At 59.5% G+C, this 18,140-nt stretch carries 20 protein-coding genes; 19 read left to right on the forward strand and 1 reads right to left on the reverse strand.

Features of this window, described 5'->3' with window-relative positions:
* Nucleotides 1–249: 249 nt before the first annotated feature.
* Entirely contained in the window at nucleotides 250–1,068 is an 819-nt protein-coding gene (gene suhB / locus VC35_RS14260; protein WP_007982736.1) for a type III secretion system regulator SuhB, read from the reverse strand.
* 305 nt (nucleotides 1,069–1,373) lie between these two features.
* On the opposite strand from suhB, the gene trmJ reads away from it, so the two are divergent.
* From trmJ to der, 19 genes are all read left to right on the forward strand, one after another.
* Nucleotides 1,374–2,144: a tRNA (cytosine(32)/uridine(32)-2'-O)-methyltransferase TrmJ gene (gene trmJ / locus VC35_RS14265; protein ID WP_046040907.1), complete on the forward strand. Its 771-nt coding sequence runs from the start codon at nucleotides 1,374–1,376 to the stop codon at nucleotides 2,142–2,144.
* Nucleotides 2,145–2,146: 2 nt separating this feature from the next.
* Nucleotides 2,147–2,923 carry a serine O-acetyltransferase gene (gene cysE / locus VC35_RS14270; protein ID WP_046040908.1) on the forward strand — a complete coding sequence of 259 codons (777 nt, stop codon included), beginning with the start codon at nucleotides 2,147–2,149 and terminating at the stop codon, nucleotides 2,921–2,923.
* Between the two features lie 187 nt (nucleotides 2,924–3,110).
* Nucleotides 3,111–3,602 (forward strand): Fe-S cluster assembly transcriptional regulator IscR, encoded by a 492-nt coding sequence (gene iscR, locus VC35_RS14275; RefSeq protein WP_003227911.1) that lies wholly within the window; start codon nucleotides 3,111–3,113, stop codon nucleotides 3,600–3,602.
* A 50-nt stretch (nucleotides 3,603–3,652) separates the two neighbouring features.
* Nucleotides 3,653–4,867: an IscS subfamily cysteine desulfurase gene (locus VC35_RS14280; protein WP_046040910.1), complete on the forward strand. Its 1,215-nt coding sequence runs from the start codon at nucleotides 3,653–3,655 to the stop codon at nucleotides 4,865–4,867.
* A gap of 82 nt (nucleotides 4,868–4,949) precedes the next feature.
* Complete coding sequence (gene iscU / locus VC35_RS14285) at nucleotides 4,950–5,336, forward strand: Fe-S cluster assembly scaffold IscU (RefSeq protein WP_007974006.1); 387 nt, start codon at nucleotides 4,950–4,952, stop codon at nucleotides 5,334–5,336.
* A 34-nt stretch (nucleotides 5,337–5,370) separates the two neighbouring features.
* Nucleotides 5,371–5,694: an iron-sulfur cluster assembly protein IscA gene (gene iscA / locus VC35_RS14290; RefSeq protein ID WP_003227904.1), complete on the forward strand. Its 324-nt coding sequence runs from the start codon at nucleotides 5,371–5,373 to the stop codon at nucleotides 5,692–5,694.
* Nucleotides 5,695–5,702: 8 nt separating this feature from the next.
* Nucleotides 5,703–6,224: a co-chaperone HscB gene (gene hscB, locus VC35_RS14295; protein WP_046040913.1), complete on the forward strand. Its 522-nt coding sequence runs from the start codon at nucleotides 5,703–5,705 to the stop codon at nucleotides 6,222–6,224.
* A gap of 51 nt (nucleotides 6,225–6,275) precedes the next feature.
* Entirely contained in the window at nucleotides 6,276–8,138 is a 1,863-nt protein-coding gene (gene hscA, locus VC35_RS14300) for a Fe-S protein assembly chaperone HscA (protein WP_046040915.1), read from the forward strand.
* Between the two features lie 2 nt (nucleotides 8,139–8,140).
* Complete coding sequence (fdx, locus tag VC35_RS14305; RefSeq protein ID WP_007982752.1) at nucleotides 8,141–8,482, forward strand: ISC system 2Fe-2S type ferredoxin; 342 nt, start codon at nucleotides 8,141–8,143, stop codon at nucleotides 8,480–8,482.
* Between the two features lie 14 nt (nucleotides 8,483–8,496).
* Nucleotides 8,497–8,697: a Fe-S cluster assembly protein IscX gene (gene iscX / locus VC35_RS14310; protein WP_007973999.1), complete on the forward strand. Its 201-nt coding sequence runs from the start codon at nucleotides 8,497–8,499 to the stop codon at nucleotides 8,695–8,697.
* 88 nt (nucleotides 8,698–8,785) lie between these two features.
* Nucleotides 8,786–9,211, forward strand: a complete 426-nt coding sequence (gene ndk, locus VC35_RS14315; protein ID WP_007916882.1) for a nucleoside-diphosphate kinase — start codon at nucleotides 8,786–8,788, stop codon at nucleotides 9,209–9,211.
* 28 nt (nucleotides 9,212–9,239) lie between these two features.
* The gene (gene rlmN / locus VC35_RS14320) at nucleotides 9,240–10,382 is read left to right on the forward strand and encodes a dual-specificity RNA methyltransferase RlmN (RefSeq protein ID WP_046040918.1); all 1,143 of its coding nucleotides are present in this window, start codon (nucleotides 9,240–9,242) and stop codon (nucleotides 10,380–10,382) included.
* A 16-nt stretch (nucleotides 10,383–10,398) separates the two neighbouring features.
* A complete protein-coding gene (gene pilW, locus VC35_RS14325; RefSeq protein ID WP_046040920.1) occupies nucleotides 10,399–11,157 on the forward strand; it encodes a type IV pilus biogenesis/stability protein PilW in 759 nt (252 codons plus the stop codon).
* Nucleotides 11,157–12,191: a RodZ domain-containing protein gene (locus tag VC35_RS14330; protein ID WP_046040923.1), complete on the forward strand. Its 1,035-nt coding sequence runs from the start codon at nucleotides 11,157–11,159 to the stop codon at nucleotides 12,189–12,191. The genes pilW and VC35_RS14330 overlap by 1 nt, the downstream gene beginning before the upstream one ends.
* Nucleotides 12,192–12,194: 3 nt before the next feature.
* Complete coding sequence (ispG, locus tag VC35_RS14335; RefSeq protein WP_003185136.1) at nucleotides 12,195–13,304, forward strand: flavodoxin-dependent (E)-4-hydroxy-3-methylbut-2-enyl-diphosphate synthase; 1,110 nt, start codon at nucleotides 12,195–12,197, stop codon at nucleotides 13,302–13,304.
* A gap of 37 nt (nucleotides 13,305–13,341) precedes the next feature.
* Nucleotides 13,342–14,631: a histidine--tRNA ligase gene (gene hisS / locus VC35_RS14340; RefSeq protein ID WP_046040930.1), complete on the forward strand. Its 1,290-nt coding sequence runs from the start codon at nucleotides 13,342–13,344 to the stop codon at nucleotides 14,629–14,631.
* Nucleotides 14,632–14,672: 41 nt separating this feature from the next.
* Nucleotides 14,673–15,314, forward strand: coding sequence for a tetratricopeptide repeat protein (locus VC35_RS14345; protein WP_046040932.1), 642 nt, complete (start codon nucleotides 14,673–14,675; stop codon nucleotides 15,312–15,314).
* A complete protein-coding gene (gene bamB, locus VC35_RS14350) occupies nucleotides 15,307–16,458 on the forward strand; it encodes an outer membrane protein assembly factor BamB (protein ID WP_046040934.1) in 1,152 nt (383 codons plus the stop codon). The genes VC35_RS14345 and bamB overlap by 8 nt, the downstream gene beginning before the upstream one ends.
* A 136-nt stretch (nucleotides 16,459–16,594) precedes the next feature.
* Nucleotides 16,595–18,064 (forward strand): ribosome biogenesis GTPase Der, encoded by a 1,470-nt coding sequence (gene der, locus VC35_RS14355; RefSeq protein WP_046040936.1) that lies wholly within the window; start codon nucleotides 16,595–16,597, stop codon nucleotides 18,062–18,064.
* Nucleotides 18,065–18,140: the final 76 nt, after the last annotated feature.

Below are 18,140 nucleotides of genomic sequence, written 5' to 3' on the forward strand. Positions count from 1 at the left end.
TTAACTGACTGGCATTACCCTGCGGGGTGCTTTTTTTGTGCCCGCGATTTATGTACCACCGCAATCCCAATGTAGGAGCGAGCCTGCTCGCGATGGTCGTCAACGATTACGCGCGCATTCAGGATTAACGCGGCGTTTTTGAGTTCTTCGCGAGCAGGCTCGCTCCTACAGGGGGTTGCGGTGTTTTTAAGGGCAAATTCCAGGCATAAAAAAAGCACCCCGAAGGGTGCTTTCTCTGTCGCTGGAAGCTTAGCGCTTCAGCGAGGCCGGCAGGTGCGGCTGGATCGCCGTCAAAACTGCCTTGAAGCATTTGGTGTTGCCGGCAACGACGTGGCCTTTTTCAAGGAAGTCGTGACCGCCGGTGAAGTCGCTCACCAAGCCGCCAGCTTCCTGGATCAGCAGGGCGCCTGCAGCCATGTCCCACTCGGACAGGCCCGATTCCCAGAACGCGTCGAAACGGCCGGCGGCCACGTAGGCCAGGTCCAGGCTCGCCGAACCTGCGCGGCGGATGCCGGCGGTCTGGCCAACCAGGGCGCGGAACATGCCCAGGTAGTTGTCGAGGTTGTCCATCTGGTCGTCACGGAACGGGAAGCCGGTACCCAGCAGGGCGCCGTCCAGGCTGGTGCGACCGCTGACGCGCAGGCGACGACCGTTCAGTTGAGCGCCGCGACCACGGCTGGCGGTGAATTCTTCCTGGCGAACCGGGTCCAGAACAACAGCGTGTTCCAGGCGACCGCGGTATTTGCAGGCGATGCTGACAGCGAAGTGAGGAATGCCGCGCAGGAAGTTGGTGGTGCCGTCCAGTGGGTCGATGATCCACAGGTACTCTTCGCCTTCGATGCCGGTGCCGGCGTGCATGCCGGTCTCTTCACCCATGATCGAGTGATTCGGATAGGCTTTGCGCAGGGCGTCGATGATTTTTTGTTCGGCGGCACGATCCACCTCGGATACGTAATCCTTGGCGTCTTTTTCGTCGACCTTGATGGTATCCAGGCGCTCGATGGAGCGGAAGATCAATTCACTGGCGCTGCGGGCGGCGCGCAGCGCGATATTCAGCATGGGCTGCATGGATGTGTCACCTAAGGTTGTTAAAGAAAGCCGAGCATTCTATCAGAAAGTTTCTACAGGAGAAGGACGACGTTCGCTTTCATGGCTGAACGGTGTGTCCCGCCTCGGAAATACGTTCAAATTTGGCGAGTGGTCAATGTTGGCAGGCAAGGCGCCGCGCCGACTCATAGCTTGCTATGGGGAGAAGTGGCAACGCAGCATGCCGACATTGAACGCCGCCAAATTTGAACAGCTATTTTTGAGGCGGGACACCCTGATGAGCTGTAAGATTCCGCTCCCGATTATTGTGTTCGAGAGCGCCTCCCTTGCTGCAAAACATTCGTGTCGTCCTGGTCAATACCAGCCATCCGGGCAATATCGGCGGGGCTGCGCGTGCAATGAAGAACATGGGGCTGTCGCGGCTGGTGCTGGTCGAGCCTCGTGTGTTCCCGCATCACGAAGCCGATGCCCGTGCCTCCGGTGCCGGGGACATCCTTGAAAACGCGCAAGTCGTCGCCACCTTGGAAGATGCCCTGGTCGGCTGCAACCTGGTGCTTGGTACCAGTGCCCGCGACCGGCGCATTCCCTGGCCGTTGCTCGATCCCCGCGAATGCGGAATGAAGGTGGTCGAGGAAGCCGGGCAGGGTGCGGAAATCGCTCTGGTGTTCGGTCGTGAAGATTCCGGCCTGACCAATGAAGAGCTGCAGCGATGTCATTATCACGTGCACATTCCATCAGACCCTGAGTTCAGTTCGCTGAACCTTGGGGCGGCGGTGCAGGTGTTGGGTTATGAAGTGCGCATGTCCTGGCTGGCGGCCCAAGGTCAGCCGAGCAAGGTCGAGAAGGAAGAGGTGGCTTCGGTCAAAAGCGCTGAGCTTGCGACCATGGACGAGCTGGAACGATTCTATGAGCACCTGGAGCAGACCCTGGTGGCCATCGAATTCCTCGATCCGGAAAAGCCACGGCACTTGATGGCGCGCCTGCGCCGGTTGTACGGACGCAGCTCGGTCAGCCGGGCGGAAATGAATATTTTGCGTGGCATCCTCACGGAAACCCAGAAAGCGGCCCGTGGTGAGCTCCTAAAGCGGAAGGATTAATGATGTTCGAGCGTTTGCGTGAAGATATCCAGAGCGTATTCCACCGAGACCCGGCGGCGCGTAACGCTTTTGAGGTCCTGACCTGCTACCCCGGCATGCATGCCATCTGGATTCACCGTTTGTCGGCGATGCTGTGGCGCGCTGACCTGAAGTGGCTGGCGCGGCTGGTATCGAACTTCGGTCGCTGGTTGACCGGGATCGAGATCCATCCGGGTGCCAAGGTTGGTCGACGCTTCTTTATTGACCATGGCATGGGCATTGTTATCGGTGAAACCGCCGAGATCGGTGATGACGTCACTATTTATCAGGGCGTGACACTGGGCGGCACCAGCTGGAATAAGGGCAAACGTCACCCGACCTTGGGTAATGGCGTGGTGGTCGGGGCGGGCGCGAAGGTGCTCGGCCCGTTCACTGTTGGTGCCGGGGCCAAGGTGGGTTCCAATGCTGTCGTGACCAAGGAAGTGCCGCCGGGTGCCACTGTGGTGGGGATTCCGGGGCGGATTATCGTCAAGCCCGACGAAGAGCAGGACGCCAAGCGCAAGGCCATGGCCGAGAAGATCGGCTTCGATGCCTACGGCCTCAGTGAAGACATGCCCGACCCGGTGGCGCGCGCCATTGGTCAGCTGCTTGATCACTTGCAGGCGGTCGATGGTCGCCTGGAGGGGATGTGCGGGGCATTGAAGGATTTGGGCAGCAATTACTGTGCGAAAGATCTGCCTGAGCTGCGTGAAGAAGATTTCGCCTGCGTAAAAGACAAAGACGAAAGCAAGGCCGGTTGATGTCTCCTGCGCAGGTCGTAATCAGGTAATGGCAGAGCGCTGACCGGTGTGCCATTAGGCCGCAGACCCTGCTATGATGCGCCCGCTCTTTTGCGGGTAAACCTGACTAAAGTACTAGGTCTAATAGTTGACTTAAATACTCGGGAATTGCATACTCGCCTCATTCCGAACTCCGTGGTAATTGTCCATGCGACTGACTACAAAAGGCCGATACGCCGTGACCGCCATGCTTGACCTGGCGTTGCACGCGCAGCACGGGCCCGTGTCCCTGGCCGATATCTCCGAGCGCCAAGGCATCTCCCTGTCCTACCTCGAACAGCTTTTCGCCAAGCTGCGCCGCAGCAACCTGGTGTCCAGCGTGCGCGGTCCGGGCGGTGGCTACCAATTGTCCCGCGACATGCAGGGCATCCAGGTCGCCCAGGTGATCGATGCGGTGAACGAATCGGTCGATGCAACCAAATGCCAGGGCCAGGGTGACTGCCACTCCGGTGACACTTGCCTGACTCACCACTTGTGGTGCGACCTGAGCCTGCAAATCCACGAATTTCTGAGCGGTATCAGCTTGGCTGACCTTGTGACTCGCCGTGAGGTGCAAGAAGTAGCCCAGCGCCAGGATCAACGCCGTTGCAACAGCAAGGCGCCACGCCTGGACAAGATTGAAGCGTCCGCCGTCGAATGACTGCCAGAGAGCTAGCGGCACGCCAGCCAGCCTGATTTAGGAGATAGTCCATGAAATTGCCGATTTACCTTGATTACTCTGCGACTACCCCGGTTGATCCGCGTGTCGCGCAAAAGATGAGTGAATGCCTGCTGGTCGACGGAAACTTCGGTAACCCGGCGTCCCGTTCCCACGTGTTTGGCTGGAAAGCCGAAGAGTCCGTCGAAAACGCTCGTCGTCAGGTGGCCGACCTGGTCAACGCCGACCCGCGTGAAATCGTCTGGACCTCCGGTGCCACCGAATCCGACAACCTGGCAATCAAGGGTGCGGCGCATTTCTATGCCACCAAAGGCAAGCACCTGATCACCACCAAGATTGAGCACAAGGCTGTCCTGGACACCATGCGCCAACTGGAGCGTGAAGGTTTCGAAGTGACCTACATCGAGCCTCGTACCGATGGCCTGGTGACCCCAGAGATGATCGAAGCCGAACTGCGCGACGACACCATCCTGGTTTCGGTCATGCACGTGAACAACGAAATCGGCACCATCAACGACATCGCAGCGATCGGCGAACTGCTCCGCTCCAAGGGCATCCTGTTCCACGTCGACGCCGCTCAGTCCACTGGCAAGGTCGAGATCGATCTTTCCAAGCTGAAAGTCGACATGATGTCGTTCTCCGCCCACAAGACCTACGGTCCTAAAGGCATCGGCGCCCTGTACGTAAGCCGCAAGCCGCGCGTACGTATCGAGGCGACCATGCACGGTGGTGGCCACGAACGCGGCATGCGTTCCGGCACCCTGGCGACCCACCAGATCGTCGGCATGGGTGAAGCCTTCCGCGTAGCCAAGGAAGACATGGCTGCCGAGAACGCACGCATCAAGGCGTTGAGCGACCGTTTCTACAAGCAGGTCGAGCATCTGGAAGAGCTGTACGTCAACGGCAGCATGGCCGCCCGCGTTCCGCACAACCTGAACCTGAGCTTCAACTACGTTGAAGGCGAGTCGCTGATCATGGCGCTCAAGGATCTGGCGGTTTCGTCCGGTTCGGCCTGCACCTCGGCGTCCCTTGAGCCTTCGTACGTACTGCGCGCCCTGGGCCGCAACGACGAACTGGCACACAGTTCGATCCGCTTCACCTTCGGCCGTTTCACTACCGAAGAAGAAATCGACTACGCCGCGCAGAAAGTCTGCGAGGCCGTTACCAAGCTGCGCGCTCTGTCGCCGCTGTGGGACATGTACAAAGACGGTGTCGACATTTCGAAAATCGAGTGGGCGGCACACTGATTTCAAGTCGCCGCAATCAGCCCTGTAAACTCAGGTTTCAGGGCTTCAAGAGCGACTCTCTGATGAGTGAGGATTAAGAATCATGGCTTACAGCGAAAAGGTCATCGACCACTACGAAAACCCGCGCAACGTCGGCAAGATGGACGCGGAAGACCCTGATGTCGGCACCGGCATGGTCGGCGCTCCGGCGTGCGGCGACGTGATGCGCCTGCAGATCAAGGTCAACGACGCCGGCATCATCGAAGATGCCAAGTTCAAGACCTACGGCTGCGGTTCGGCTATCGCTTCCAGCTCCCTCGCCACCGAGTGGATGAAGGGCAAGACCCTGGACGAAGCGGAAACCATCAAGAACACCCAGCTGGCTGAAGAACTGGCCCTGCCGCCAGTGAAAATTCACTGCTCGGTACTCGCTGAAGACGCCATCAAGGCCGCCGTTCGCGATTACAAGCAGAAGAAAGGCTTGATCTGATTTTCGAGTTTTGGCGACGAGTAAGGAGTCACCGATGGCTATCAGCATGACAGAAGCGGCTGCTCGACACGTGCGGCGCTCCCTCGACGGGCGCGGCAAAGGTGAAGGGATTCGTCTGGGTGTTCGCACCACGGGCTGTTCCGGCCTTGCCTACGTGCTGGAGTTTGTCGACGAGGTGGTTGCAGAGGACCAGGTGTTCGAAAGTCACGGCGAAAAAGTGATCATCGACCCGAAGAGCCTGGCCTACCTGGACGGCACCGAGCTCGATTTCGTCAAGGAAGGGTTGAACGAGGGCTTCAAGTTCAACAACCCCAACGTACGCGGTGAATGTGGCTGCGGCGAAAGCTTCAACATCTGAGGCTTGTCGTGGGTACTCCTTGTCATTTCGCTTTATTTGAGCTGCAACCGAGTTTCGATCTGGACCTCGATCAGCTGGCTACGCGCTACCGTGAGTTGGCGCGCAGTGTTCATCCGGACCGCTTTGCCGACGCTTCCGAGCGCGAGCAGCGGTTGGCGCTGGAGCAATCCGCGAGCCTCAACGAGGCCTACCAGACGCTCAAGAGTCCACCCAAGCGCGCGCGTTACCTGCTCGCCTTGAATGGTGGCGAGCTGCCGCTGGAGGTCACGGTGCATGATCCGGAGTTTCTGCTGCAGCAGATGGAGTTGCGTGAAGAGCTCGAAGACCTGCAGGACAGTGCCGACCTCAATGGCGTTGCCGTCTTCAAGCGTCGCCTGAAGGCTGCCCAGGATGAACTGAACCAAAGCTTCGCAGCTTGCTGGAACGATGCCGCGCACCGTGAACAGGCCGAACGCCTGATGCGGCGCATGCAGTTCCTCGACAAGCTCACCTACGAAGTGCGCCAGTTAGAAGAGCGCCTCGACGATTAACCCAGTGCCGCTCCGGTCGCACGCCTGATATACAGATAAGTCCTGATAACGATGGCCCTACTGCAGATCGCCGAACCCGGCCAAAGTCCTCAACCGCACCAGCGTCGTCTGGCTGTGGGGATCGACTTGGGCACTACCAATTCGCTGGTCGCTGCATTGCGCAGTGGTCTTTCCGAGCCACTTGCCGACGCAGAAGGGCGGGTCATCCTGCCGTCTGCCGTGCGCTACCACGCCGATCGCGTCGAGGTTGGCGAATCCGCCAAGCTGGCTGCCGCCACCGATCCGTTGAATACGGTGCTGTCGGTCAAGCGCTTGATGGGTCGTGGTCTGTCCGACGTCAAGCAGCTGGGCGATCAGTTGCCGTACCGCTTTGTCGATGGCGAGTCGCACATGCCGTTCATCGACACGATCCAGGGCCCGAAGAGCCCGGTCGAAGTCTCTGCCGACATCCTCAAGGTCCTGCGTCAACGCGCCGAAGCGACCCTGGGTGGTGAATTGGTCGGTGCGGTCATCACGGTTCCGGCCTATTTCGACGACGCTCAGCGTCAAGCCACCAAGGACGCGGCCAAGCTGGCTGGTCTGAACGTGCTGCGCTTGCTCAACGAGCCGACCGCGGCAGCCGTGGCTTACGGTCTGGACCAGCACGCCGAAGGCCTGGTCGCGATTTACGACCTGGGCGGCGGCACCTTCGATATTTCGATTCTGCGCCTGACCGGCGGTGTCTTCGAAGTTTTGGCTACCGGTGGCGATAGCGCCCTGGGTGGCGATGACTTCGACCACGCGATCGCCGGCTGGATCATCGAGAACGCTGGCCTGTCCGCCGACCTCGATCCGGGTACGCAACGCAACCTGCTGCAAACCGCCTGTGCAGCCAAGGAAGCTCTGACTAACGCTGCAGCCGTTGAAGTTGCCCATGGTGACTGGAAGGCCGAGCTGACCCGCGAAGCCTTCAATGCGCTGATCGAGCCGATGGTCGCTCGCAGCCTGAAAGCCTGTCGCCGCGCCGTGCGTGACTCCGGTATCGAGCTGGAAGACGTGCATGCCGTGGTCATGGTTGGTGGTTCGACTCGCGTGCCTCGCGTTCGTGACGCCGTCGCCGAAGCCTTCGGTCGTCAGCCGCTGACTGAAATCGACCCGGATCAAGTTGTAGCCATTGGTGCTGCGATCCAGGCCGATACCTTGGCCGGCAACAAGCGCGATGGCGGCGAACTGTTGCTGCTGGACGTGATTCCGTTGTCTTTGGGGCTGGAAACCATGGGCGGCCTGATGGAGAAGGTGATTCCGCGCAACACCACCATCCCCGTCGCTCGCGCCCAGGACTTCACCACTTACAAAGACGGCCAGTCGGCCATGGCCATTCACGTATTGCAGGGCGAGCGCGAGCTGATCAGCGACTGCCGCTCCCTGGCGCGCTTCGAGCTGCGCGGCATTCCGGCAATGGTGGCTGGCGCGGCGAAGATTCGCGTGACCTTCCAGGTCGATGCCGACGGTCTGCTCAGCGTTTCCGCCCGCGAACTGGGTTCGGGCGTTGAAGCCAGCATCCAGGTCAAGCCGTCCTACGGCCTGACCGACGGCGAAATCGCAAGGATGCTCAAGGATTCGTTCCAGCACGCCAATGACGACAAGGTTGCTCGTGTACTGCGCGAGCAGCAGGTCGACGCCCAGCGCCTGATCGAAGCGGTGCAGGCCGCTCTGGAGGCGGATGGCGAGCGCTTGCTCGACGCCGATGAGCGCATGGTCATCGACATGCAGGTGCAGGAGCTGACCGAACTGATGAAAGGTACCGATGGTTACGCCATCGAGCAGCAGACCAAGCGTCTGTCGCAAGTGACCGACGCCTTTGCTGCCCGCCGCCTGGACTCGACGGTGAAAGCCGCGCTGGCGGGGCGCAACCTGAATGAGATTGAGGAATAACGATGCCGCAGGTCATTTTTCTGCCACACGAGAAGTTCTGCCCCGAAGGCATGGTTGTAGAGGCTGAGACCGGTACGTCCATCCTCGAGCTGGCCCATGAGCACCATATCGAGATGGAAAGTGCCTGTGGCGGTGTGTGCGCCTGCACCACCTGCCACTGCATCATCCGCGAGGGTTTCGACTCGCTGGAAGAGGCTGACGAGCTGGAAGAGGACTATCTTGACAAGGCTTGGGGGCTGGAAGCTCAATCGCGCCTGGGTTGTCAGGCCAAGGTCGGTACCGAAGACCTGACCGTCGAAATTCCGAAGTACTCGCTCAACCACGCAGCCGAAGCAGCGCACTGATTCAAGGAATTGTCATGAAACTCAAGTGGACTGATGTGCTGGAGATCGCGATCCAGCTGGCTGAAAGCAAGCCCGACGTGGACCCTATGTCGGTCAACTTCGTCGATCTGCGTAAATGGGTGATGGAACTGCCCGACTTCGACGACATGCCTGAGCATTGTGGCGAAAAGATCCTGGAGGCCATTCAGGCCCACTGGATCGAAGAACGCGACTGAGCCACGCCGCAGGTTAGGCAATACCCGAGAACCCGCGTATAATTCGCGGGTTTAATTTTTCGTAAATTACCGTTTCTGGAGTTACACCATGGCTGTTCAACGTACTTTCTCCATCATCAAGCCTGACGCCGTTGCTAAAAACGTGATCGGCGAGATCACCACTCGTTTCGAAAAAGCTGGCCTGCGCGTTGTAGCCTCGAAACTGAAGCAACTGTCCAAAGCCGAAGCTGAAGGCTTCTACGCTGAGCACAGCGCTCGTGGTTTCTTCGGTGACCTGGTTGCTTTCATGATCTCCGGTCCGGTTGTCGTTCAGGTTCTGGAAGGCGAAAACGCTATCGCTCTGAACCGTGAGCTGATGGGCGCTACCAACCCTAAAGAAGCTGCTGCCGGCACCATCCGTGCTGACTTCGCTGACTCCATCGACGCCAACGCTGTACACGGTTCGGACTCCGAAGCCGCTGCCGCTCGCGAAATCTCGTACTTCTTCGCAGCTACTGAAGTAACCACTCGCTAAGCATTGGCTTAAGAGTGAAGGTGAATCCATGACTACATCGACTGTAAAAACTAACCTGCTGGGTCTGACTCAGCTGGAAATGGAAAAATTCTTCGACTCAATCGGGGAGAAGCGTTTCCGTGCCGGTCAGGTAATGAAATGGATTCACCACTTTGGTGTCGATGATTTCGATGCCATGACGAACGTCAGCAAGGCCTTGCGCGAAAAGCTCAAGGTAGTTGCTGAGGTCCGTGGTCCGGAAGTGGTCAGCGAGGACATCTCCAGCGACGGCACCCGCAAGTGGGTGGTGCGCGTGGCGTCCGGCAGCTGCGTCGAGACCGTGTACATTCCCCAGGGCAAACGCGGCACCTTGTGCGTTTCGTCCCAGGCAGGCTGTGCCCTGGATTGCAGTTTCTGCTCCACCGGCAAGCAAGGCTTCAATAGCAACCTAACCGCCGCCGAAGTCATCGGCCAGGTGTGGATTGCCAACAAATCCTTTGGCAGCGTCCCGGCAACCGTCGACCGTGCCATCACCAACGTGGTGATGATGGGCATGGGTGAGCCGCTGCTGAACTTCGACAACGTCGTCGCGGCCATGCATCTGATGATGGACGACCTGGGCTACGGCATTTCCAAGCGCCGTGTGACCCTGTCGACCTCCGGCGTGGTGCCGATGATCGATGAGCTCTCCAAGCACATCGACGTCTCCCTGGCGTTGTCCCTGCACGCACCGAATGACGCATTGCGTAACCAATTGGTGCCGATCAACAAGAAGTATCCGCTTAAGATGCTGCTCGAGTCGTGCCAGCGCTACATGTCGAACCTCGGCGAAAAGCGCGTGCTGACCATCGAGTACACCTTGCTCAAAGACATCAATGACAAGGTCGAGCACGCGGTGGAAATGATCGAGCTTCTCAAAAACATCCCGTGCAAGATCAACCTGATCCCGTTCAACCCGTTCCCGCACTCCGGTTACGAGCGCCCGAGCAACAACGCCATTCGTCGTTTCCAGGATCAGCTTCATCATGCCGGCTTCAACGTCACCGTCCGCACCACCCGTGGTGAAGACATCGACGCGGCCTGTGGTCAATTGGTAGGGCAGGTGCTGGATCGCACCCGTCGCAGCGAACGTTATATCGCCGTGCGTGAACTCAACGCCGACAACGATGTAGCGCAAGACGCCGCGAAATAACCGAGAGAGGATCTCTATGTCCCTGCGCTTTGCGCTGCTTTTGCTGTTGGCCAGCCTGTGTGCTGGCTGCGTGCTTTCGGGCGACTACAACCCGATGAAGACCAGCAAGGGCCGTGATGAAGCGCGTGAGGCCTATGTGCAACTCGGTATCGGGTATTTGCAACAAGGCATGACCGAGCGCGCCAAGGTTCCGTTGAAGAAAGCGTTGGATCTGGATGGCTCCGACCCTGATGCCAACGCGGCGCTGGGGTTGGTGTTCCAGGCCGAGATGGAACCGGAACTTGCCGACGAACATTTTCGAAAGGCGCTGGCTTCCCGTCCCGCCGATGCACGAATCCTCAATAACTACGGCAGTTTTTTGTTCGAGCAGAAACGTTACAACGAAGCCTACGAGCGCTTCGAACAAGCCGCAGCCGATACCCTGTATCCTGAGCGTTCGCGGGTGTTCGAGAACCTGGGCATGACCGCTGCAATGCTCGGTCAGCGCGATCTGGCCCAGCAGCAACTGGAAAAAGCCCTGCGCCTGAACCATCAACAACCACGTGCATTGCTGGAAATGGCTGAGTTGTCTTACGAAGACAGGCATTATGTGCCCGCGCGTGACTATTACGACCGTTTTAGCCAGCTCTCCGAACAAAATGCACGTAGTCTATTGCTCGGCGTTCGGCTGGCAAAAGTGTTCGAAGACCGCGACAAGGCCGCAAGCAAAGGCCTGCAACTAAAAAGACTCTATCCCGGTACGCCGGAATATCAGCAATACCTGTCGGAGCAATGATGAAAGCGGCGCATCCCGAAGTTGTAGCAGCGAATCGCGTAAACCCCGGTGAGACTTTGCGCCAGGCCCGCGAAAGCAATGGCTGGTCGCTGGCCGAAGTGGCCCTCAAGCTCAACCTCACCACCACTTCCCTGAGCAATCTGGAAGCCGGCGCCTTCGACAAGCTGCCCGGGCATACGTTTGCCCGCGGTTACATTCGCGCCTATGCCAAATTGCTCGGCATGGACCAGGCCGTTCTGGTCCAGCAATTCGATCAATCCACCGGTACCGACTCTCAGGGCAGCAATGTTCACAGCCTGGGTCGTATTGAAGAGCCTGTGCGGGTTTCCCACACCATTTTGCGAATCGTCAGCCTGTTGTTGCTGGTCGCGGTGATCGGTGGCGGTTTCGTCTGGTGGCAGGATCAGACCTCGATGCGCACCAAGGACCTGATCGGTCTGGCACCGGAACACGTTGAAGTCGAAGGCGCCGACGGTACGACACAGATTCATCCGCTGGACGAGCCGGAAGACCAGGCCGTCGCGGAAGGTCAGGCCGAAGGCGGAACCGCCCTCGCGCTGCCACAGGCCGACGCTCCGGCTGAAGCACCAGAACAGACTCAAGCGACTGCGCCAGTGGCCCCGGCAGCGCCGACCACGCCAGCCGCACCCGCGCACACTACCGCGCCTGTTGTCGCAGCGCCGGTTATCCCGGCAACTCCGGCTCCGGCAGCTCCAGTCGTTCCGGCTCCGGTGGCGACTGCACCGGCAGCCGCTCCGGCCCCTGCTCCAATGGCAGCCGCGCCTTTGGCTGGTCAAGGCCAGGTTCAGGTGCAGTTCACCTTCGATTGCTGGACACAAGTGACCGACGGTAGTGGCAAGGTGCTTTTCAGCGGTCTCAAACGCAAAGGCGACAGTCTGGCAGTCAATGGCAAACCACCGTTTTCCGTGCGCCTGGGCTTTGCCCGCGGCGCTCAGGTCAGCTACAACGGCCAGCCGGTTGATGTCGCTCCGTTCACCCGTGGCGAGACTGCTCGCCTGAAGTTGGGTCAATAAGTCATGCACGGCGAATCTCCAATCAAACGTCGCGAATCCCGCAAGATCTGGGTCGGTAACGTGCCTGTTGGCGGCGATGCGCCTATCGCTGTGCAGAGCATGACCAACAGCGACACCAACGATGTCGCGGCCACTGTCGCGCAAATCAATCGCCTGGAAGCAGCCGGCGTCGATATCGTGCGGGTTTCCGTACCGGACATGGACGCCGCCGAAGCCTTCGGCAAGATCAAGCAGTTGGTCAAAGTACCTTTGGTTGCCGACATTCACTTCGACTACCGGATCGCTCTGCGCGTAGCCGAACTGGGTGTCGATTGCCTGCGGATCAACCCGGGCAACATCGGTCGCGAAGACCGCGTGCGTGCGGTGGTGGATGCCGCACGTGACCGCGGGATCCCGATCCGTATCGGCGTGAACGCCGGTTCCCTGGAAAAAGACCTGCAGAAGAAATACGGCGAGCCGACCCCGGCGGCGCTGGTCGAGTCTGCCTTGCGCCACGTCGAGCACCTTGAGCGCCTGAACTTCCAGGACTTCAAGGTCAGCGTGAAAGCCTCCGACGTGTTCATGGCCGTCGAAGCCTACCGCTTGCTGGCCAAGGAAATCGTCCAGCCGCTGCACCTGGGCATCACCGAAGCCGGTGGTTTGCGTTCCGGCACGGTGAAATCTGCCGTGGGCCTCGGTATGCTGCTTGCCGAAGGGATTGGCGATACTATCCGCATCTCGTTGGCGGCCGACCCGGTCGAGGAAGTGAAAGTCGGCTACGACATTCTCAAGTCCCTGCACCTGCGTTCCCGTGGCATCAACTTCATCGCCTGCCCGAGCTGCTCGCGGCAGAACTTCGATGTGGTCAAGACCATGAACGAGCTGGAAGGGCGTCTCGAGGATTTGCTGGTGCCGCTGGATGTCGCGGTGATCGGTTGCGTGGTCAACGGCCCGGGTGAAGCCAAGGAAGCCCATATCGGCTTGACCGGCGGCACGCCGAACCTGATTTACATCGACGGTAAACCGTCGCAGAAGCTGACGAATGACAATCTGGTGGATGAGCTTGAACGCTTGATCCGCCAGAAAGCGGCCGAAAAGGTCGAAGCTGACGCTGCCGTTATTGCGCGCGGCTGAACCTGACTGAAGAGCCGAACGAATTTAAGGATTTAAAGTGAGCAAGTCATTGCAAGCCATTCGTGGCATGAACGACATCCTGCCCGAACAGACCCCTCTGTGGCGTCATTTCGAAGGCACCGTTTCGCGTCTGCTGGATAACTACGGTTACAAGCAGATCCGCATGCCGATCGTCGAGTTCACCGAACTGTTCAAGCGTTCCATCGGTGAAGTGACCGACATCGTCGAAAAAGAGATGTACACCTTCGATGATCGCAACGGCGACTCTCTGACCCTGCGCCCTGAAGGCACGGCGGCCTGTGTGCGCGCGGTGCTGGAACACGGCATCACCGGCGGCGGCCAGGTTCAGAAACTCTGGTACATCGGCCCGATGTTCCGCCACGAGCGTCCGCAGAAAGGCCGTTATCGCCAGTTCCACCAGATCGGTGTGGAGGTGTTCAACCTCGACGGTCCGGACATCGACGCCGAGCTGATCGTGCTGACCTGGCGCCTGTGGGGCGAATTGGGCATCCGCGATGCGGTCAAGCTCGAACTGAACAGCCTGGGCACCAGCGAATCCCGTGGTCGTTATCGCGAAGCACTGGTCGAGTTCTTGTCGCAACACCTGGACAAGCTGGACGAAGACAGCCAGCGCCGCCTGAAGACCAACCCGTTGCGCGTCCTGGACACCAAGAACGCCGAGACACAGGCGATTCTGGTCGATGCGCCGAAAATGGCCGACTACCTCGACGAAGAATCCCGCGTGCACTTCGAGGGCCTCAAGGCTCGCCTGGACGCCGCCGGCATTCCTTACGTGATCAACCCGAAGCTGGTTCGCGGGCTCGATTACTACAGCAAGACCGTTTTCGAATGGGTCACCGACAAACTCGGCGCCCAGGGCACCGTGTGTGCCGGTGGCCGTTACGACGGCCTGGTGGAGCAGATGGGCGGCAAGCCGACCGCCGGCGTTGGTTTTGCCATGGGCATCGAACGCCTGGTCCTGCTGCTGGAAACCCTGGAGCAGATCCCGCAAGAGATCTCCCGTCAGGTCGACGTCTACCTCTGCGCCTTCGGTGAAGCCGCCGAACTGGCCGGCCTGACCCTGGCGGAGCGCGTTCGTGACCAGTTGCCCAACCTGCGCCTGCAAGTGAATGCCGGTGCCGGCAGTTTCAAAAGCCAGTTCAAGAAGGCCGACAAGAGCGGCGCGCTGTATGCGCTGATCCTCGGTGACGACGAAATGGCCCAGCAAGTGGTAGGTTTCAAACCCCTGCGTGGCCAGGGCGAACAACAAAGCATTGCCTGGGATGCGCTTGCCGCTCACCTGGCCACCTGCGTCGTGCAGGGTTGAAGCTGTCTAAACAGCCGAATTAGCGATTAAGGAGTATTGGGGTGTCGAGTACCGAAGACGAACATGTGGCGGAATTGAAGGAATGGTGGTCACGCAACGGTAAGCCCCTGGTTACTGGCGGCCTGTTGGCGCTGGTCATCGTGTTCGGCTGGCAGGCGTTCCACAAGTATCAGAGCAATCAGTCGCAAGGCGCCTCGATGCTCTATCAGCAATTGCTCGAAACCACGCTGACGCCTGATGGCAAGCCTGATGCGGCCCGTGTTTCGGACCTGGCCGGCAAGCTCAACAGCGAGTTCGGCGGCAGCGCCTACGCGCAGTACGGCAGCCTGTTCGTGGCCAAGGTTGCGGTTGACAGCGGCAAGCTGGACGACGCGGCCACCGAGCTCAAAGCAATTATCGCCAAACCGGCCAACCCGGCGCTGGGCGAAATCGCTCGTCAGCGTCTGGCCCAGGTACTCGGCGCGCAGAACAAGGCCGACGAAGCACTGAAGCTGCTCGAAGGCGATGCCGACAAGGCATTCCTGGCCACTCGCGAAGAGCTCAAGGGCGACCTGCTGGTGCAGTTGGGTCGTACCGACGAGGCGAGCGCGGCGTATCAAAAAGCCAAGGCGGCACTGTCGGATGAAGCGGCGGTCGGTGGCCTGCAAATCAAGCTGGACGACCTGGCCAAAGGGGATGCGTGACGTGATTCGTTGGAAACATGCAGCATTGCTGGCTCTGGCCATTTTGGCCGCGGGTTGCAGCAGCAACAGCAAAAAAGAACTGCCTCCGGCCGAACTGGTCGATTTCAAGGAAGAAGTGGTTCTGCACAAGCAGTGGAGTCGTTCGATCGGTGACGGTCAGGGCGAAACCTACAACATGCTGGTTCCGGCCATCGATGGCGATACCATCTATGCCGCCGACGTCACTGGCGTGTTGATGGCGATGGACCGCAACACCGGCGACGTCAAATGGAAGAAAGACCTCGAGCTGCCTGTCTCCGGCGCCGTTGGTGTTGGTTACGGCCTGGTCACCATTGGTACGATCAAGGGTGAAATCGTTGCCCTGGACGCGATCAACGGTGAAGAAAAGTGGCGCGCTCGCGTGTCCAGCGAAGTACTGGCACCGCCAGCCAACAACGGTGACGTTGTGGTGGTTCAGACCCAGGACGATCGTCTGATCGGCCTGGATGCCTCCACCGGTAACCGTCGCTGGATCTATGACAGCACGCCGGCGGTACTGACCCTGCGGGGTACCAGTGCGCCGATCGTGACCAACCGCCTCGCGGTGGCTGGCCTGTCGACCGGTAAAGTGGTTGCGGTGAACATCTCCAACGGTGTACCGGTGTGGGAACAGCGCGTAGCGATCCCGCAAGGTCGTTCGGAGCTGGAGCGTGTGGTCGATATCGATGGTGGCTTGCTGCTGTCGGGCGAGACGCTGTATGTCGCCAGCTATCAGGGGCGCGTTGCCGCTCTGGACCTGCAAAGCGGCCGTCAGCTCTGGCAGCGTGATGCTTCCAGCTATGCCGGTGTTGCCCAGGGTTTCGGTACCGTTTATGTGAGCCTGTCTTCGGGCACCGTTGAAGGCGTCGACGAGCGTTCCACCACAGCCTTGTGGAGCAACGACTCGCTGGCCCGCCGTCAACTGTCGGCTCCGGAAGTGTTCTCAAGCTACGTTGCAGTCGGTGACCTGGAAGGTTACCTGCACCTGATGAGTCAGGTGGACGGTCGTTTCGTCGGCCGCGAGCGCATCGACAGCGACGGCCTGCGTGCCCGTCCGCTGGTGATGGGTGACACGATTTATGTGTATGGCAACAGCGGCAAACTGGAAGCCCTGACCATCAAGTAACGACTATGCTTGGGGTTTAACCCCCAAGCGGCCCCGGTTTACTGGGGTTTGCAGCGCTTTCAAGCGTTGCCCCGAGCACCAGCCGCTGCCTCGCAGCGGCTTTTGTATTTTCTGAAATAACGAAGTGGAGAGCCGCATGGTTCCCGTAATCGCCCTGGTGGGCCGACCGAACGTCGGCAAGTCCACCTTGTTCAACCGCCTGACCAGGACTCGTGACGCCATCGTCGGCGACTTGTCCGGTCTGACCCGTGATCGCCAGTACGGTGAGGCCAAGTGGCAAGGGCGTTCCTACATTCTGATCGACACCGGCGGTATCTCCGGTGACGAGCACGGTATGGACGAAAAGATGGCCGAGCAGTCGCTGCTGGCCATCGAAGAAGCAGATGTCGTTCTGTTCCTGGTAGATGCCAAGGCCGGTTTCACCGCCGCCGACCAGATGATCGCCGAGCATTTGCGCAAACGTAACAAGCGTTCCTACGTGGTTGCCAACAAGGTCGACAACATCGACCCTGAAATGGCCCGCGCCGAATTCGCTCCGTTGGGCATGGGTCATGCGATTCCGATCGCCGGTGCTCACGGTCGTGGCATCACCCAGATGCTGGAAATCGCCCTGAGTGACTTCCCGAAAGACGACGACGAGTTGGAAGAAGGCGAGGAAGAAGACGTCGCCGAAGGCGAGGAAGCCAAGCGCATTCCTGGCCCAAGCGAAAAAGACGGGATCAAGATCGCGATCATCGGCCGGCCGAACGTCGGCAAGTCGACTCTGGTCAACCGTATGCTCGGGGAAGACCGGGTAATCGTCTACGACCAACCCGGCACCACCCGCGACAGTATCTACATCCCGTTCGAGCGTAACGACGAGAAGTACACGCTGATCGACACCGCCGGTGTGCGCAAGCGCGGCAAGATCCACGAAGAAGTTGAAAAGTTCTCCGTGGTCAAAACCCTGCAAGCGATCAAAGACGCCAACGTGGTGATCTTCGTGATGGACGCCCGCGAAGGCGTGGTAGACCACGACCTCAACCTGCTGGGCTTTGCCCTTGAGGCCGGTCGTGCGTTGGTCATCGCGATCAACAAGTGGGACGGCATGACGCCGAGCGAGCGCGACTTCGTCAAGATCGAGTTGCAGCGTCGTCTGTTCTTCGTCGAGTTTGCCGATATTCACTTTATCTCGGCACTGCACGGCACCGGCGTGGGCAACCTCTACGCCTCGGTACAGAACTCGTTCAAGTCCGCGGTTACCCGCTGGCCAACGAGCCGCCTGACCCAGATCCTGGAAGACGCGGTCAGCGAGCACCAGCCGCCGATGGTCAACAGCCGCCGGATCAAGCTGCGTTATGCCCACCTCGGTGGCGCGAACCCGCCGATCATCGTGATCCACGGCAACCAGATCGAGAAGGTGCCGAAGTCCTACGTGCGATACCTGGAAAACACGTATCGCCGTGTGCTGAAGCTGGTCGGTACGCCGATCCGCATCGAGTTCAAGGGTGGCGAGAACCCGTACGAAGGCAACAAGAACACGCTCACCGACCGTCAGGTCAACAAGAAGCGTCGTTTGATGTCGCACCACAAGAAGGCCGACAAGAAGCGTCGCGATAAGCGATAGAAGCAGCTGCAAGCTTCAAGCTTCAAGCTTCAAGTCAAAGCGAAAAGGGTCCTGTCCGGGCCCTTTTTTGCGTCTG

This window comes from Pseudomonas fluorescens (assembly GCF_000967965.1).
In the GTDB taxonomy this organism is placed as follows: domain Bacteria; phylum Pseudomonadota; class Gammaproteobacteria; order Pseudomonadales; family Pseudomonadaceae; genus Aquipseudomonas; species Aquipseudomonas grandcourensis.

Bases quoted from the DNA above. Each gene is read 5' to 3' on its own strand.
- ispG (WP_003185136.1), top strand. From the start codon at position 12,195: ATGCACGGCGAATCTCCAATCAAACGTCGCGAATCCCGCAAGATCTGG.
- cysE (WP_046040908.1), top strand. From the start codon at position 2,147: ATGTTCGAGCGTTTGCGTGAAGATATCCAGAGCGTATTCCACCGAGAC.
- pilW (WP_046040920.1), top strand. From the start codon at position 10,399: ATGTCCCTGCGCTTTGCGCTGCTTTTGCTGTTGGCCAGCCTGTGTGCT.
- der (WP_046040936.1), top strand. From the start codon at position 16,595: ATGGTTCCCGTAATCGCCCTGGTGGGCCGACCGAACGTCGGCAAGTCC.
- iscU (WP_007974006.1), top strand. From the start codon at position 4,950: ATGGCTTACAGCGAAAAGGTCATCGACCACTACGAAAACCCGCGCAAC.
- VC35_RS14280 (WP_046040910.1), top strand. From the start codon at position 3,653: ATGAAATTGCCGATTTACCTTGATTACTCTGCGACTACCCCGGTTGAT.
- hscA (WP_046040915.1), top strand. From the start codon at position 6,276: ATGGCCCTACTGCAGATCGCCGAACCCGGCCAAAGTCCTCAACCGCAC.
- iscR (WP_003227911.1), top strand. From the start codon at position 3,111: ATGCGACTGACTACAAAAGGCCGATACGCCGTGACCGCCATGCTTGAC.
- rlmN (WP_046040918.1), top strand. From the start codon at position 9,240: ATGACTACATCGACTGTAAAAACTAACCTGCTGGGTCTGACTCAGCTG.
- iscA (WP_003227904.1), top strand. From the start codon at position 5,371: ATGGCTATCAGCATGACAGAAGCGGCTGCTCGACACGTGCGGCGCTCC.
- iscX (WP_007973999.1), top strand. From the start codon at position 8,497: ATGAAACTCAAGTGGACTGATGTGCTGGAGATCGCGATCCAGCTGGCT.
- fdx (WP_007982752.1), top strand. From the start codon at position 8,141: ATGCCGCAGGTCATTTTTCTGCCACACGAGAAGTTCTGCCCCGAAGGC.
- suhB (WP_007982736.1), bottom strand. From the start codon at position 1,068: ATGCAGCCCATGCTGAATATCGCGCTGCGCGCCGCCCGCAGCGCCAGT.
- ndk (WP_007916882.1), top strand. From the start codon at position 8,786: ATGGCTGTTCAACGTACTTTCTCCATCATCAAGCCTGACGCCGTTGCT.
- VC35_RS14330 (WP_046040923.1), top strand. From the start codon at position 11,157: ATGAAAGCGGCGCATCCCGAAGTTGTAGCAGCGAATCGCGTAAACCCC.
- bamB (WP_046040934.1), top strand. From the start codon at position 15,307: ATGCGTGACGTGATTCGTTGGAAACATGCAGCATTGCTGGCTCTGGCC.